Source organism: Jeotgalibaca sp. PTS2502 (genome assembly GCF_001975685.1).
GTDB lineage: Bacteria > Bacillota > Bacilli > Lactobacillales > Aerococcaceae > Jeotgalibaca > Jeotgalibaca arthritidis.
The window spans coordinates 857,992-874,113 of record NZ_CP019433.1 but is presented as its reverse complement, the minus strand read 5'-3'; the positions used below and the strand labels follow the sequence as shown (position 1 = coordinate 874,113).

Sequence of the window (16,122 nt, the reverse complement as noted above, 5' to 3'; positions counted from 1 at the left end):
TATGTGGAAAACGATTTTAAGACGCGTAATTTTAATGATTCCGCAAATTATTATTCTTAGTCTATTTGTCTTCTTAATGGCTCAGGCTATGCCTGGTGACCCATTTACAGGTTTAATTACGCCGGATATGGATCCTGCAACAATTGAACGCTTGCGCGAGGCAGCAGGTTTGAATAATCCATGGTATATCCGTTATTGGGATTGGATTGTTAATGCCTTACAAGGTGATTTTGGTAAATCATTTACTTATAAGATCCCTGTCTCTGAAGTTATTGGACAACGTGTGGGTAACACGATTTGGTTGTCAATCGTATCTTTAATTTTCACTTATATTATTGCGATTCCACTTGGAATGTTCGCAGGTCGTTACAATGGATCATGGGGAGACAAAGTAATCAGTTTCTATAACTACTTTAGTTTTGCCATCCCAACATTCGTATTTGCACTTCTATTAATCTGGATTTTCGGATTCAACCTAGGTTGGTTCCCAACTCGAGGAACAGTGCAAACTGGTTTACAAGCTGGAACCTTTGAATACGTTTTGAGTCGTTTTTATCATTTGATTTTACCAGCTTTATCTTATGCCTTGTTAGCTACGACAAGTACGATTCAGTACTTACGTACAGGGGTTATTGATGCGAAGCAAGAAGATTATGTGAAAACAGCTCGTTCAAAAGGCGTTCCTGAGAACAAAGTTTATAACAAACATATTTTCCGTAACTCAATCTTACCAATCGCTTCCTTTATCGGATATGACATCACTGGTCTTATCGGAGGGTCAATCTTTATCGAACGAATCTTCTCATTCCCTGGGATGGGTCGCTTGTTTATCGATTCTCTAATGGCTCGTGACTACAGTGTCATCACTGCATTAATTCTACTGTTTGGTTTAACAGCTCTATTTGGTACATTGTTATCAGATATCATTATGAGTATTGTTGACCCACGTATTCGAATTGAATAGCAGCAGATAAGGAAAAGGAGGTAATAAAATGCATACGGAAGAAGATAAAAAAACAGGTAAAATGGAAGAAGTATCAACGCAAATTGAACACGTTGACCATACTGATTCTAACTTAACACCTTTACCAGATACATCAGATGATCAAGGCGCAGTAGTTGGTTTCCAAGTTATTGCCCGTGAATTTAAAAAAGATAAATTAGCCATGTTTTCTCTAGGCTTACTAATTACACTACTCGTTGTTATTTTCATTGGATCATATTTCTTTTTTGATCAAAGTGAGGTAATGAAAGTTCATATTCTTAGCCGCTATAAAGCACCTGGCGTGGAATATGTTCTAGGAGCAGATGAGGGTGGTCGTGATGTTCTCGGCCAACTATTTATCGGAGCTCGTAACTCGATTATTATCGGATTCAGCGTAACTATTATCACTGGTATTATCGGAATTGGTTTAGGAATCATTTCTGGTTACTATGGTGGTATTGTTGATAATATTATCATGCGTATCGTTGACTTCATTATGGTTTTACCTATTAATATGATTATTATTGTTTTTGTATCAGTTGTTGCCGACTATAATATCTTCACCTTTGTTGCTATCATGAGTGCGTTTAGTTGGGTAGGGAAGGCACGTATTTTTAGGAGTCGTACCTTATCTGAAGCTAATCGTGATTATGTCAATGCATCGAAGACATTAGGTACAAGTGATATCAAAATAATGTTCCGCGAAGTGATGCCAAACTTAAGTTCATTGATTATTGTTAACTCAACATTGAACTTTGCAGGGAATATCGGTATTGAAACAGGGTTAAGCTTCCTTGGTTTCGGTTTACCACCAACTGTCCCAAGTTTAGGAACACTGATTGGGTTTGCGACATCCCCAGATGTCATTGAAAACAAAACATGGGTTTGGTTACCAGCGTCACTATTAATTTTAGTATTGATGTTGAGTATAAACTATGTCGGCCAAGCGTTGCAGCGTGCGGCAGACTCTAAACAAAGATTAGGTTAGAAAAGGGAGGAATTATGTATGATGAAGAAAAAATTAGGTTTACTTTCTTTGAGTGCATTTGTATTAACTTTGGCAGCATGCCAAAGCAATGGTTCTGATAACGCTGATAGTAGCGATAATGGAGCGAACGATTCATCTGCTGGAGAAAGCGGAGAAGCGTCAGGTGTTGTAGAATTTGACACTGTGATGTCAAATGATGAAGCAGCAATTGAAGGTGGCGTATTGAACTATGCGCTTGTTTCAAGTTCACCATTCCAAGGGATTTTCTCACCAGAATTTTATGAAGATGCATTTGATTCTGAATTGATGGGATTCTCTCATGAACCACTATTCTCAGTAGATGAGAACTTCATGCTATCTCAAGATGGTATGGCAACTTTTGAGTTTGACCAAGAAGCAAGAACAATTGCAATTACATTGCGTGAAGACCTAAAATGGTCTGACGGTGAACCATTAACAACAGAAGACGTCTTATTCTCTTATGAAGTGATTGGTAGCCCAGAGTATGAAGGCGCACGTTATGGTGCGGACTTTGCTAACATTGTTGGTATGGAAGAATACCATAATGGTGAAGCAGATACAATTTCTGGTATTACAATTACGGATGATAGAAACATCACAATTGAATACATTGAAGTTAACCCATCTATTTTACAATCAGGTGGTGGTATCTGGGGTTACCCAATGCCTAAACATCAACTTGGCGAAGTTGCAATTAAAGACATGGCAGCATCATCAGAAATTCGTAGCAATCCTGTTTCAGCAGGTCCATTCCGCGTGAAATCAATCACACCAGGTGAATCTGTAGAATACGAAGCAAACGAATACTACTGGAAAGGCGCTCCTAAATTAGACGGCGTTGTTGCAGAAGTTGTTGCTCCTGAAACAATTGTATCAGAAATGCAAAATGGTAACTACGATGTTGCTAAAATGCCAACTGACCAATACGATACTTATAAAGACTTCGAAAACGTAACATTATTAGGACGTCAAGAACTGGCATATACTTACCTAGGATTTAAATTAGGACACTGGGAACCAGCTGTAACAGATGAAGATGGTAAGGTAACTGAACCGGCTAAAAACGTTTCTAACCCAGATGCTAAAATGGGAGATGTTGAATTACGTAAAGCAATGGCTTACGCAATCGACAACAACGCTATCGCAACTGAGTTCTACCAAGGACTGCGTGAAAATGCGAAAGCAATGATTCCACCAGTATTCGGTGATTTCGTAAACGAAGAAATCGAAGGATTCTACTATGATCCAGAATTAGCTGCTTCTATCTTAGATGACGCTGGTTACGAAGATACTGATGGAGACGGCTTCCGTGAAACACCAGAAGGTGAAGAGCTAGTGATTAACTTTGCATCTATGGCTGGTGGTGCAACTGCTGAACCAATCGCACAATACTATATTCAAGAATGGCAAAATATTGGATTGAACGTACAACTTGCAACAGGACGTTTGATTGAATTCCAAGCATTCTACGATATGTTAGAAGCTGACGATGAGCAAATTGATGTTTACCAAGCTGCTTGGGGAACAGGACATGATCCAAACCCAACAGGTCTATATGGCGAAACAGCATCATTCAACTTCACGCGTTATGTGAGCGATGAGCATACTGCTATCCTAGACAAGATTAACTCTGAAGCTTCATTCGATCCAGAATTTAAGTTCGAAGCATTCCGTGAATGGCAACAACACATGTTTGATAACGTACCCGTTATTCCAACATTGTGGCGTTCAGAAGTACAAGCAGTTAACAACCGCGTTAAGAACTATGAAATTACTTACGGTTCAACTGATGGCTGGGAAGTTGTAGAATTAACAAGCGAAACTGCATACTAATTCGAATTGTATGATAAGAAAGGGCTGATTTATTCAGCTCTTTCTTTTTTGGTTCTATAATATATGGTGTTGGTGAATCGAAATTGATATGCTCCCCCTAAAGTAGACACTTAAAAAAGTAAAATTACTTTAGGGGGATTTTTATGCGTTCAAACAGTAAACATACAACTGAAGAAATCGAAAGATATATTTTGATGTATCTGAATGAAGGAATCAGTTTCAAAGAATTAAAAGAAGCCTATGGTTTATTAATTAATTGGACGTCCTTTTGGGATAAAGTCTTAAGATACCAAGAGCATGGAATTAGTGGGATTCAAGTTAAATCTAAGTCCAATAAATATAGTAAAGAATTTAAGGACTTAGTCGTGAAAGAATATTTAGAAGATAGATTACCTATAGGTCAGCTAGCTGTTAAATATAATATCCCAAAAGTTGATACTGTCAGGAGCTGGATAAACAAGTATACTAAAGGGGAAGAAATGAGGAGCTATTCTCCAAAATCCGAGGTGTATACGATGACAGATAAAAAATCAACACAAGAAGAAAAAATCAAAATAGTCCAAGACTGCCTAGCTAATAGTTTATCTTATAAAAAAACTGCTGAGAAGTATCAGGTATCCTACAATAACGTGTATTCATGGGTTCAAAAATATAAGAAGCATGGTCCTGACGGACTAGTAGATGGACGGGGTCGCGGCAAACCAAACTCTGTTCAAACGGAAGAAGAAAGAATCCGGGCTGAAAATGCAGCTTTAAGAGCACGAAATGAGTATCTAGAAACGGAGAACGTAGCGTTAAAAAAGTTAGAAGAAGTGGAAAGAGAGTTGATGTCACGCAAACGAGGTATGAAGCGGAATACCAAACGATCAAGAAACTACAAAAAGAAGGATACAAAGTAATCCATCTCTGTGATGCTTTGGGTGTGAGCAGAGCGGGTTATTATAAGTGGTTGAAACGCAAGCCGACTGCGTCGGAAAAACGGCTTCGAAAGCTTGTTGAATTAATCCTTCAAGTCTATGAAAAGCATAAAGGTATTTATGGCTATCGTCGAATAACTATCTATCTAAACCACTTCATGAACGCTAAAGTAAACCATAAGTGTGTCTATCGTTTGATGAAATTACTGAACTTGAAAGCTGTTATCCGTCGGAAACGATATCGTTACAAGCCCCACAATCCTGCACATATCGCCGATAATATCCTCAATAGAGAATTCCGAAAGGACTATCAATCGATGGAAGTCTTATTAACCGATGTGACTGAATTTAAGTATGGAGAGAACGCCAAAGCTTATCTTAGTGCCATATTGGATTATGGCGAAAATAAGATCGTAGCCTTTAAACTATCGAAACGTAATGATAATGCCTTAGTTCGTGATACAGTTCGCCAAATTGAAGACAAGATTATATCAACCCAAACGCTTATTCATAGCGATCGGGGATATCAATACACGTCATACGACTTTAATAATTTTGTGAAGAAACATCAACTCACCCACAGTATGTCTCGTGTGGGAAAATGCATTGACAACGGTCCAATGGAGAACTTTTGGGGCATTATCAAAGAAGAAATGTATCGGCTGAAGACTTATATGAGCTTTGAAGAATTAGAGCGTGATATTGAACAATATATTGGTTTTTATAATACCCAACGGGTGACATTAAACATGGGCTTAAGCATTCCGGCATAAAAAAACCATGCATGAACAGTATCATACATGGGACAAAGATTTTGTTTATTTACCTGTCTACTTGACAGGGGGCAGTTCAAATGATTCACTAACACCTTTTTCTATTTTTAAACACAAAAAAGGTCAGTGAACCCCTATAATTAAGTTACCACACCAAATAATAGGAGGATTCACATGACCCAAATTCATTGTATTAAAAAAATGTTCGGAATAAAAGACCCAAATATTATTTTAGAAGATATTCCTGTAGAATTTGAAAAACTAAACCAAATCAATCATATGATTATACAGGGGAAATTGACCTATACACCGCGTTGTTGCGTCAATTGTGGTGTTTTAAATCAATCTCATCAAGATATAATCAAGAATGGAACAAAAGTATCGACCATTAAGCTGACGCACATCAATTTTCAGCCACTTCTTCTACGCCTAAAGAAACAACGTTTCTTGTGCAAGCATTGTCATCAGACTTTTATCGCTGAAACAACTCTGGTTGAACGCCATTGTTTTATCTCCACTATTATTAAACAAACTATTGCGATGGAGCTGCGTGAAATACAGTCCATGACATTGGTAGCTCAGCACTTGTCTGTTTCGACGAGTACTGTTATTCGTGTGCTTAGACAGGTTGCGAAACCGCTAGCTTCTAAGCATCTCTACTTGCCTCAACATCTCTCTATTGATGAATTTAAGTCAGTTGGAGCTGTCTCAGGTGCGATGAGTTTTCTATTTATTGATGCTCAAAACCATCGGTTAATGGATGTCGTTGAAGACAGAAGAAAAGATCATCTCATTGATTATTTTTTACGGTATCCAAAAGAGTCTCGTTATAGCGTGAAGACGGTCACGATGGACATGTATTCGCCTTATATGGCAGTGGTAAAAACGTGTTTTCCAAACGCCCAAATTGTCATTGATCGCTTTCATATCGTGCAGCATCTCAATCGCGCACTCAATACACATCGTATTCGTGTGATGAATAATCTCTACAGTAAACGCCCGAGGGATTACCGCAAGTTAAAGAAACAATGGAAGTTGCTTTTAAAAAATGACTGGGAATTAAATGTGAGTGATTACCGAACCCATCGTCTTTATGACGGTCTGATGACTGAAAAGATGATGGTTGATTATTTATTGTCCCTTGATCCACAGTTGCGTCAGGTTTACATGTTAGTCAATCATCTCCGTTTCGCCCTTTATCAGCATGATTTTGAACAATTTAGCACGATTTTAGAAGACACTAGACAACAGATATTACCAAGAAAGATCCGTACCACCGTCCAAACGTTAGTGACACATCGAGTGGGTATTAGCAATGCCTGTTTTTATACCCTTTCTAATGGCGCCATTGAAGGTATTAACAATAAAATTAAGACCATAAAGCGATCTGGGTTTGGTTATCGTAATTATACGAATCTCCGTGCGCGTATTCTGGTCAGTTTCCGCTTGACTATCAATCATTTTGAGCCCAAGGCATTACGCTATCAAGACGAACAAGCTAGACAAAAAGAAAAAGCCAAAGTGAGAATTTAATTCTCACTTTGACTATTATAGGGTCACCAACACGATTTGACAGAGAACCTTTTTTTATAGCTAGCTCTTTCTTTCGGATAAGGGTGCAAGAATGCTTATTTTGACGTATAATATGAGGGTATGTAAAAGATGAAAGGAGGAGAATAATGGAAGATTTAAAAAAAATGATTCAAATGCAATTTAATGTCAGCTTCCGTAATGACTCATTACTAGAGGAGGCATTTACTCATTCATCCTATGTGAATGAGCATCGTCAATTACAACTAAAGCATAATGAAAGAGTCGAATACTTAGGAGATGCAGTTTTAGAAGTTGTTGTATCTGAGTTTTTATTCCACCATTATCCAGAATGGAATGAAGGGAAATTAACTCGCCTACGCGCTCAAATTGTCTGCGAACCAAGTTTAGCTGCTTTTGCTAAGGAATGTAGCTTTGATCAGTTTATTCGTCTTGGAAAAGGTGAAGAACGGATGAATGGTCGCCAGAGACCAGCTCTGCTGTGTGATTTATTCGAAGCATTTATTGGTGCGTTATTTCTCGATCAAGGCATGCCAGCAGCTAAAGACTTTATTTACCGTGTTGTGCTTTCGAAAATTAAAGAGGATGCTTTTTCCCATGCGATGGATTATAAAACACTCTTGCAGGAAGAATTGCAAAAAGACGGGGATATTCAAATTAAATATCAAACGGTGCTAGAAGAAGGGCCGTCACATGCTAAACATTTTGAAGTAGCTGTTTTTGTGAATGGTAACGTGCTTGGACGCGGTAGTGGTACAAGTAAAAAGAGTGCGGAGCAAAATGCGGCTCAAATGGCATTAAACAAGGCCCTAAAAAAATAAATGTTATGAAAGGATGTTTTATTTGCAGCTCGTAAGAATTGAGATGACAGGGTTTAAATCCTTTGCTGATAAAACAATCATTGAATTCGACAAAGGCGTAACGGCTATTGTTGGACCAAATGGGAGTGGGAAGAGCAATTTATCTGAAGCTGTCAGATGGGTATTGGGAGAGCAATCAGCCCGTAACCTGCGCGGTAAAAAAATGAATGATATTGTTTTTTCGGGCTCTCAATCGAGAAAACCCATCAATATCGCTGAAGTAACCTTAGTCCTTAACAATGAAGACCGGACATTACCGATTGATTTTACAGAAGTCAGCTTAACGCGACGCATCAATCGCAATGGCGACAGCGATTGTTTTATTAATAAGAAGCCGTGCCGTTTAAAAGATATTACGGATCTCTTGATGGATTCAGGGATTGGGAAGGATTCCTTCTCCATGATTTCTCAAGGAAAGGTTGAACAAATCTTTCAAAATAAACCAGAAGAGCGCCGGTCAATATTTGAAGATGCTGCTGGAATTGCGAAATATAAAAATCGTAAGGTCAATGCTGAAAGAAAGCTCTCTGATACTCAGGAACATTTAAACCGCGTAGAAGATATTTTACATGAAATTACTAATCAATTAGAACCACTTGAAAAACAACGCAATACCGCTCTTTTATACAAAGAAAAGAGAGCAGCTCTGAGTGAAATAGAGATTGCCCTTATCGCAGTAGAGATTGAAACGCTAAATGAGCAGTGGCAACTGGGTAAGAAAGAAATTGAACATTATCAAGAGCAACTAACTAATTTAGAGAGCCGACAAAAACAATTGAAGGCATCATTAGCTGATAGCCATCAGCATGCTAAGGTTGAAGATGAGGCCTTAGATAAACTACAAGATGAGTATGTGGCTATTGTTAGAAAAATAGAGCAGTTAGAAGGGCAGAAAAATATTCTTGATCAAAAGGCAGGCTTTTCTGCTAAAAACAAAGAAGACCAAGAACGCCTATTAGCTGAGAAAAAACAGTTGATTGAAAAAGAAACGGTCAAATTAGCTAAACTGAGAGAAGAAATTGGCCTCAAACAAACAGATCGAAGAGAGCTTGAAGCCAAAGTTGAAGAATTACTCGAAAAGGTCTCGCAGTTGTCTGCAGATAAAAATGAGCATATTCAGCAGCTAAGAGATACTTATATCGACACACTTCAAGATCAATCATCAAATAAAAATACCATTCTTCAACTTGAAAAAGATGTCCAACAAGCTGAGGATAAATACCAAAACTTACAATCTAAAATTGCTGAGAACAGCCAAGGCGAGTCTCAGAAAGCAGATTTAGTTAGGAATTTAGATGCCCAGTATCAAGAGTTGGAAAATCAACTGACTAACTACCAAGACGAAGAGAAAATACAAGCGAAAGCATTAGCTGATCATGAAGCGGTAATAAAGACCTATAGTGAAGAGCTATTAACGCTGTCCAGAAACCTTCAGCAAGCTGAAGCTCGAAAAGAAAGTCAGCAAGAATTGGAAGATAGCTATGCTAGCTACTACCAAGGTGTTAAGGAAATACTAAAAAGAAGAGATAAGATAAACGGTGTTCGTGGTCCAGTCGGTGAGTTATTCCATGTTCCCGACACCTATACATTGGCTATTGATACAGCTTTAGGAACAGCTATTCAGAACATTGTCGTTGATGACACTGAAGCAGCTTCGACCTGTATTAATATTTTAAAACGCAATCGCTTAGGACGGGCAACCTTCTTACCTTTAACCGTTATTAAGCCACGCCAAATGCCGTCTTACCTTATTCATGAGTTACAGTCGATAGCAGGATTTATTGGTATAGCGTCAGATTTAATTACTTTTGACACGAGTTATCAAGCTATTGCTGAAAATTTACTTGGCACAACGATTATTGCTGAGAATCTCCAGGCGGGTGTAGCGATTTCCAAACGCATTGAAAACCGCTATCGAATCGTTTCCCTCGAGGGCGATGTGATTCATGCAGGCGGATCGATGACAGGTGGAGCGAGTAAGAAACAACAAAGTGCGTCTGTCTTTAGTCGTAAGAATAGCATTCAGAAACTAACCGACTATATTGATGAGCACACGCTGATTTATAAAACGATTGAAGAAAAGTACCGCAACATTCAAGAAGAGGTCACTAAGGGTAGAAATCGTTATGCTTTCTTACAGCAAGAAAAAAGTAGGCTGGGCTATGAATTAGACAATTTAGCAAGCAGTAAAAAGCGAGAAGAGGATAGCCTAAAACAGCTACAAGAAGAGCTATTAACTTATCGCTATGAAGCGAAGTTGGTTCAGTCTCAGTTGGAACAAATGACAACTGACTTAGATACTGCTCGCCAACAAAGTGACAAGCTAACGACTGAGATTCAGCGCTTGAAACAAACAATGGCAGATTCTACTTTGAATGAAGAAGAACGCCAAAAGCTTCTTCAAAGCTTGCAACAAACGCTTCAACAAGACCAACAAAGTCTAGCTGTCGTTAAAGAGCAAGAAAAACAACTACGACGTGATATTGCAAACACCAAAGAATTAGTTGATAACGAAGTCGCTACCGTGACAGCAATTGAAGCTAGCTTGGAAGAGAGCTCTAAAGTAGAGCATACAGAATTCCAATCTATTGATGACATTGTTGAGCAGTTGACCTTAAGTAAAAAGGATAAACAACACTATACGCTTCTCTTGAAAGAAAAACGTGACAGTAAAAAGCAACGTGATCAAGAGGTTGAGGAAAAAAATAATCAGTTACAAGAAACAAACGAGGCTATTAAATCAGCCTTGGAGCAACTAGCTAAATTAGAAAGTTCTTCTGGACGATTTGAGGTGGCCATTGACCATCATTTGAACCGTTTGAGTGAAGAATATGAGTTAACTTATGAAGCTGCACGTCAAGATTATCCATTGCAACTTTCAATTGAAGAATCCTCTCAAAAAGTGAAACAACTTAAGAATGAGATTAATCATTTAGGACCAATTAACCTGACTTCAATTGAAGAGTATGATCGTATTTTTGAACGTTATGAATTCTTAAGCAAACAGCAAGAAGATCTTTTAGAAGCGAAAGCCACGCTCTTACAGGCCATGGAAGAGATTGACGAAGAAGTCTCACAACGCTTTGAAACAACTTTTATAGCAATAAAAAATCAATTTGAACAAACCTTCCCGCGCTTGTTTGGTGGTGGTAAGGCAACCATTGAATTAACCGATCCCTCTAACCTATTGGAAACGGGTATCGAGATTGTTGCGCAGCCTCCTGGAAAAAAACGTCAGCACTTGAGTTTATTGTCTGGTGGTGAAAAAGCTTTTACAGCCATCGCACTGTTATTTTCTATTATTGAAGTATCGCCAGTGCCGTTTTGTATTTTAGATGAAGTAGAAGCAGCCTTGGATGAAGCAAATGTCGTTCGATTTGGTAAGTATTTAACCTCGTTCGAGAGTAACACACAGTTTATTGTGATTACTCATCGAAAAGGGACGATGGAAGAAGCCGATGTTTTGTATGGCGTTACTATGCAAGATTCTGGTGTTTCTCGTTTAGCTTCAGTAAAATTTAATGATGAGGACGATGAATAGGAGAGAATGTTGCATGATAAAATTAATTGCACTAGATTTAGATGGCACCTTACTAGATTCAGAAAAACACATCAGTGAAGAAAATAAAAAGGCGATTAGCTTAGCTAAGGCAAAGGGCGTTAAAATTGTCCTTTGCTCAGGAAGACCCTTAAAAGGGATTCAACGTTATTTAGAAGAACTCGATCTGATGGATGAGGGTGATTATTCAATTACCTATAACGGCGGACTCGTTCAAAAGAATAATACATCTGAGATTGTTTCAGAGAAAACCTTAAGCTATGATCAAATAAAAGACCTATACAAGCTAGCGAATGACTTAAACATTCCAATGAATATGCTAGACTTAGAGTATGTCTATGAGCCGGATTATCCAGCAGGAAGAGACTCATTATACCCAAGTTTGATGAGTGCGAGTTTGCCATTTATTAAAAAATCAATTGATGATTTCACAGAGGACCACCGCTTTAACAAGGTGGTTTACTGTATCTCACCCGATATTTTAGATGATGCTATTGCTAAGATTCCAGCTGATTACACTGAAAATTATTCGATGATGAAATCGCGTCCTTTACTGTATGAAGTAATGAATCCACAAGTCAACAAAGGGACTGGTATTGATGCACTCTGTCAAATTTTAGGAATCACTAAAGAAGAAGTCATGGCTTGTGGTGATGAAGAAAATGATTTTGCTATGTTTGAATATGCTGGGACAGCAGTTGTCATGGAAAATGCACGTGATGAAGTGAAGGCCTATGCAGACTTTATTACAAAAACCAATGACGAAGACGGCATTGCCCATGCTATTTATGAATTAGTCTTATAAAAACGTTAGGATGTGACAAAATGGGATTATTTGACCGTATTAAACGTGCCTTTACCGGTGAAGATGTTACGACACAGCCGGTAAATGAGGAGAAACGTATTGTCATTGAAAAATATGATAAAGGGATGGAAAAGACCCGTAAAAGCTTTTCAGATAAAATTAATGAATTATTCGCAGGTTTTAGAGAAGTTGATGAAGACTTTTTTGATGACTTAGAAGAAATTTTAATTTCTGCCGATGTTGGTTTTGATATGACATTAGCGATTTCAGATGTACTAAGAGAAGAAGTTAAAATGAAAAACGTTCGTACTGGCGAGCAAGTTAAAAATGTTATCGTTGAAAAAATGGTAGAGATCTACGAAAAAGGTGAAGTCGGTCTGCCAACTATTAATGAGAACAAAGATGGTCTAACCGTTATTCTGTTTGTTGGGGTAAACGGTGTTGGTAAAACAACGACGATTGGTAAGTATGCCCACAAGCTGAAGAGCGAAGGCAAGAAAGTCTTACTTGCAGCGGGAGATACATTCCGTGCAGGAGCGATTGAGCAACTTGAAGTATGGGGAGAACGAGTTGGTGTTGATGTTGTAACTAGTAACGCTCAATCTGATCCAGCTGCAGTTGTCTTTGATGCTTTGAAAAAAGGTCAGCAAGATAACTATGACTACTTACTGATTGATACAGCAGGCCGATTACAAAATAAAGTTAACTTGATGAAAGAATTAGAAAAAATCAACCGCATTATCACACGAGAGGTTCCTGGTGGCGCATCAGAAACACTATTGGTGTTAGATGCCACAACGGGACAAAATGCCTTGATTCAAGCAAAACAGTTTAAGGAAACAACCGATGTGACTGGTTTGATTTTAACAAAATTAGATGGAACAGCTAAGGGTGGGGTTATTTTAGCCATCCGCCAAGAAATGGCTATTCCAGTTAAATTTGTTGGTCTTGGTGAGAGCATGGATGATCTCCAAGTCTTCGATCCAGAACAATACATTTACGGACTTGTAAAAGACCTCGTTGAAGTGAAAAAATAAGTGTCAGGATAGGCTGGGATAATTATCTCAGCTTATTTTTTATTCGATGTAAGATACAGCTCGTCAAAATGGTCTGTATCTTACATCTTAGCTTGTAAATGCAAGATACAGGCCGCTACATAGGCGTTGTATCTTACATTTCTAACTCCCAATGTGCGATACAGCGACCTTTTCTAGTTTGTATCGCACATTTCAAAGTAAGACGTCGTTGGCTCTGTTTTTATCTTGACTAATAGGCTATTTATCGGTATTCTTATGAGTGATGTAAAGGTTTCAACTTGACACTTAAAGAAGAGGAGGAACAGAGATGGAATTGGAAAAAACCAATTATATGAACACATTATTTGAGTTTTATAATGTTCTACTAACCGATAAGCAAAAAGGCTATCTTTCTCTTTATTATGGTGATGATTATTCTTTAGGTGAAATAGCTAATGAATTTGAAGTGAGTCGACAAGCCGTTTATGATAATATCAAGCGCACGGAAAAAATATTAGTTAGTTATGAAAAAAAACTTCATTTAGTTGAGAACTTTATACTAAGACAAGAAAGTTTAGAGCAATTAAAAACATATTCGGCAACAACCTATCCAGGGGACCACGATTTACAAAAAATGATTTCACAAATTGAAACATTAGATGAATAAGAAAAATAGGATGTGACTATAAATGGCATTTGAAGGTTTATCAGAACGTCTCCAAGGCGCAATGACTAAAATTGGTAAAAAAGGCAGAATTACAGAAGCTGACCTTAAAGAAATGATGCGTGAAGTTCGTCTAGCATTGCTGGAAGCGGACGTTAACTTTAAAGTCGTTAAAGACTTTGTTAGAAAAGTAAATGAACGAGCATTAGGTTCAGATGTACTAGAATCGCTATCGCCTGCACAACAAGTCGTTAAAATTGTTAATGAAGAATTAACTGAATTAATGGGTGGCGAACAAGAACCCTTTATTTTTGCTAAAAAACCACCAACAGTGGTTATGATGGTTGGTTTGCAAGGGGCTGGTAAGACAACAACAGCTGGTAAATTAGCAAACTACATGAAAAAGCGTGAAAATAAACGCCCATTGTTAGCTGCAGCTGACGTTTATCGTCCAGCAGCGATTGATCAATTACAAACGATTGGTAAGCAATTAGATTTTCCTGTTTATGCAAAGGGAACTGATGCTAATCCAGTAGCAATCGCAACTGAAGCAGTTGAAGAAGCAAAAATGCAAGGTCGCGACTTTGTTATTATTGATACGGCAGGTCGTTTGCACGTTGACGAAAACCTGATGACCGAATTGAAAAATATTAAGGCAGCAGTTGAACCAGATGAAATTCTGTTTACTGTGGATGCGATGACAGGGCAAGATGCTGTTAACGTAGCGAAAGCCTTTAATGAACAGTTAGGTATAACAGGGGTTATCTTAACTAAGCTTGATGGTGACACGCGTGGTGGGTCTGCCTTGTCTATTCGTTCGGTTACAGGTAAACCAATTAAGTTTACCGGTCAAGGAGAAAAGCTTGACGACATCGAACCATTCTACCCAGATCGTATGGCATCTCGTATCCTAGGTATGGGAGATATGTTAACGCTGATTGAGCGTGCACAACAAGATTACGATGAAGATAAGGCTAAAGAAATGGCTGAAAAGATTCGTGAGAATACATTTGACTTTAATGATTTCATCGATCAAATGGACCAAGTTTCTAATATGGGACCAATTGAAGATCTATTAAAAATGATTCCAGGAATGAGTAATTTACCAGGAATTGACCAAGTTAAAGTTGATCCAAAAGATATGGCTCATATGAAGGCTATTGTCATGTCTATGACACCAGAAGAACGTGAGAATCCTGATTTACTTTCACAAAGCAGACGTCGTCGTATATCTAAAGGATCAGCGCGCTCATTACAAGAAGTAAACCGTATGATCAAACAATTTAATGAGTCACGTAAAATGATGAACCAAATGTCTAAGGGTAATTTTGCTGGTATGGAAGGTCTCTTAGGTAACGGTCCAAAAGGCAAGTTAGGTCAACTAGCTATGAAACAAATGTCTCGAAAACTAGGCAAAAAGAAGAAAAAGAAAAAAAGATAAGACTGTAAAGAAAAAATACTTTACAAGCTCATATTAAACTGGTATGATAGCTCTTGTGAGATTGAGATAGATGGAGGTGTATTTAAAAAATGGCAGTTAAAATTCGTCTAAAACGTATGGGTTCTAAAAGAAATCCATTCTACAGAATTGTTGTAGCTGATTCCCGCGCACCACGTGATGGTCGCTTCATCGAGAAAGTTGGTACTTACAACCCAGTTGTTGAACCAGCAGAAATCAAATTTGATGAGGAATTAGTTTTAAAATGGTTAGCAAATGGTGCACAACCATCTGATACTGTAAGAAACTTACTTTCCCAAGAAGGTATCATGAAGAAATTCCACGACTCTAAATTAGCTAAATAAGCTGTTTAGATTATTGTATTCAGAAGCATTCAATTCAACCAAAAGGATGGTGGTTTTATGCCTGATATTCAAGAATTGATTCTTACAATGGTGGCGCCCCTAGTTGAGCATCAAGATGACATCACGATTGATATTAAGGAAACCAAAGAGTTTTATGAATATCACCTTGCTGTTCATCCAGATGATGTGGGACGCGTCATTGGCAAACAAGGTCGAGTTGCTCGCGCAATTCGTACGATTGTGTATAGTGTTCGGACTAAAAAATCGAAGCGTGTTCGTCTAGTTATAGAGGGAGCAGAGTAGGTTTTTAAGACACTATTAGAACAGATACATACAAACAAAAGCGG

General features: G+C 38.1%; 13 protein-coding genes and 1 pseudogene. All 14 read left to right on the top strand.

Annotated elements, in window-relative coordinates; genetic code table 11:
• Nucleotide 1: 1 nt before the first annotated feature.
• On the top strand, nucleotides 2-964 hold the full coding sequence (gene opp4B / locus BW721_RS04260) for an oligopeptide ABC transporter permease (RefSeq protein WP_076766438.1): 963 nt from the start codon (nucleotides 2-4) through the stop codon (nucleotides 962-964).
• Nucleotides 965-1,025: 61 nt separating this feature from the next.
• Nucleotides 1,026-1,973, top strand: coding sequence for an ABC transporter permease (locus tag BW721_RS04255; RefSeq protein WP_083686902.1), 948 nt, complete (start codon nucleotides 1,026-1,028; stop codon nucleotides 1,971-1,973).
• Between the two features lie 18 nt (nucleotides 1,974-1,991).
• Nucleotides 1,992-3,827 carry an oligopeptide ABC transporter substrate-binding protein gene (locus BW721_RS04250; RefSeq protein WP_076766436.1) on the top strand — a complete coding sequence of 612 codons (1,836 nt, stop codon included), beginning with the start codon at nucleotides 1,992-1,994 and terminating at the stop codon, nucleotides 3,825-3,827.
• Between the two features lie 143 nt (nucleotides 3,828-3,970).
• Nucleotides 3,971-4,726 (top strand): helix-turn-helix domain-containing protein, encoded by a 756-nt coding sequence (locus BW721_RS12240; RefSeq protein WP_076766434.1) that lies wholly within the window; start codon nucleotides 3,971-3,973, stop codon nucleotides 4,724-4,726.
• Nucleotides 4,684-5,517, top strand: a pseudogene (locus tag BW721_RS04240) (IS3 family transposase); the annotation flags it as partial. The gene BW721_RS12240 and the pseudogene BW721_RS04240, both read left to right, overlap by 43 nt.
• 174 nt (nucleotides 5,518-5,691) lie before the next feature.
• A complete protein-coding gene (locus BW721_RS04235; RefSeq protein ID WP_076766430.1) occupies nucleotides 5,692-7,050 on the top strand; it encodes an ISL3 family transposase in 1,359 nt (452 codons plus the stop codon).
• A gap of 146 nt (nucleotides 7,051-7,196) precedes the next feature.
• Nucleotides 7,197-7,889 (top strand): ribonuclease III, encoded by a 693-nt coding sequence (gene rnc / locus BW721_RS04230; RefSeq protein WP_076766428.1) that lies wholly within the window; start codon nucleotides 7,197-7,199, stop codon nucleotides 7,887-7,889.
• 22 nt (nucleotides 7,890-7,911) lie between these two features.
• Nucleotides 7,912-11,469 (top strand): chromosome segregation protein SMC, encoded by a 3,558-nt coding sequence (gene smc, locus BW721_RS04225; protein WP_076766426.1) that lies wholly within the window; start codon nucleotides 7,912-7,914, stop codon nucleotides 11,467-11,469.
• Nucleotides 11,470-11,482: 13 nt separating this feature from the next.
• Nucleotides 11,483-12,292, top strand: coding sequence for a sugar-phosphatase (yidA, locus tag BW721_RS04220; protein ID WP_076766424.1), 810 nt, complete (start codon nucleotides 11,483-11,485; stop codon nucleotides 12,290-12,292).
• Nucleotides 12,293-12,312: 20 nt separating this feature from the next.
• Entirely contained in the window at nucleotides 12,313-13,329 is a 1,017-nt protein-coding gene (ftsY, locus tag BW721_RS04215; protein WP_076766422.1) for a signal recognition particle-docking protein FtsY, read from the top strand.
• A gap of 307 nt (nucleotides 13,330-13,636) precedes the next feature.
• Nucleotides 13,637-13,975, top strand: coding sequence for a putative DNA-binding protein (locus BW721_RS04210; protein WP_076766420.1), 339 nt, complete (start codon nucleotides 13,637-13,639; stop codon nucleotides 13,973-13,975).
• Nucleotides 13,976-13,997: 22 nt separating this feature from the next.
• Nucleotides 13,998-15,413, top strand: a complete 1,416-nt coding sequence (gene ffh, locus BW721_RS04205) for a signal recognition particle protein (protein ID WP_076766418.1) — start codon at nucleotides 13,998-14,000, stop codon at nucleotides 15,411-15,413.
• A gap of 89 nt (nucleotides 15,414-15,502) precedes the next feature.
• Nucleotides 15,503-15,775, top strand: a complete 273-nt coding sequence (gene rpsP, locus BW721_RS04200; protein ID WP_076766416.1) for a 30S ribosomal protein S16 — start codon at nucleotides 15,503-15,505, stop codon at nucleotides 15,773-15,775.
• Nucleotides 15,776-15,832: 57 nt separating this feature from the next.
• Nucleotides 15,833-16,078, top strand: a complete 246-nt coding sequence (locus tag BW721_RS04195) for a KH domain-containing protein (RefSeq protein ID WP_076766414.1) — start codon at nucleotides 15,833-15,835, stop codon at nucleotides 16,076-16,078.
• The last annotated feature ends 44 nt before the right edge of the window (nucleotides 16,079-16,122 follow it).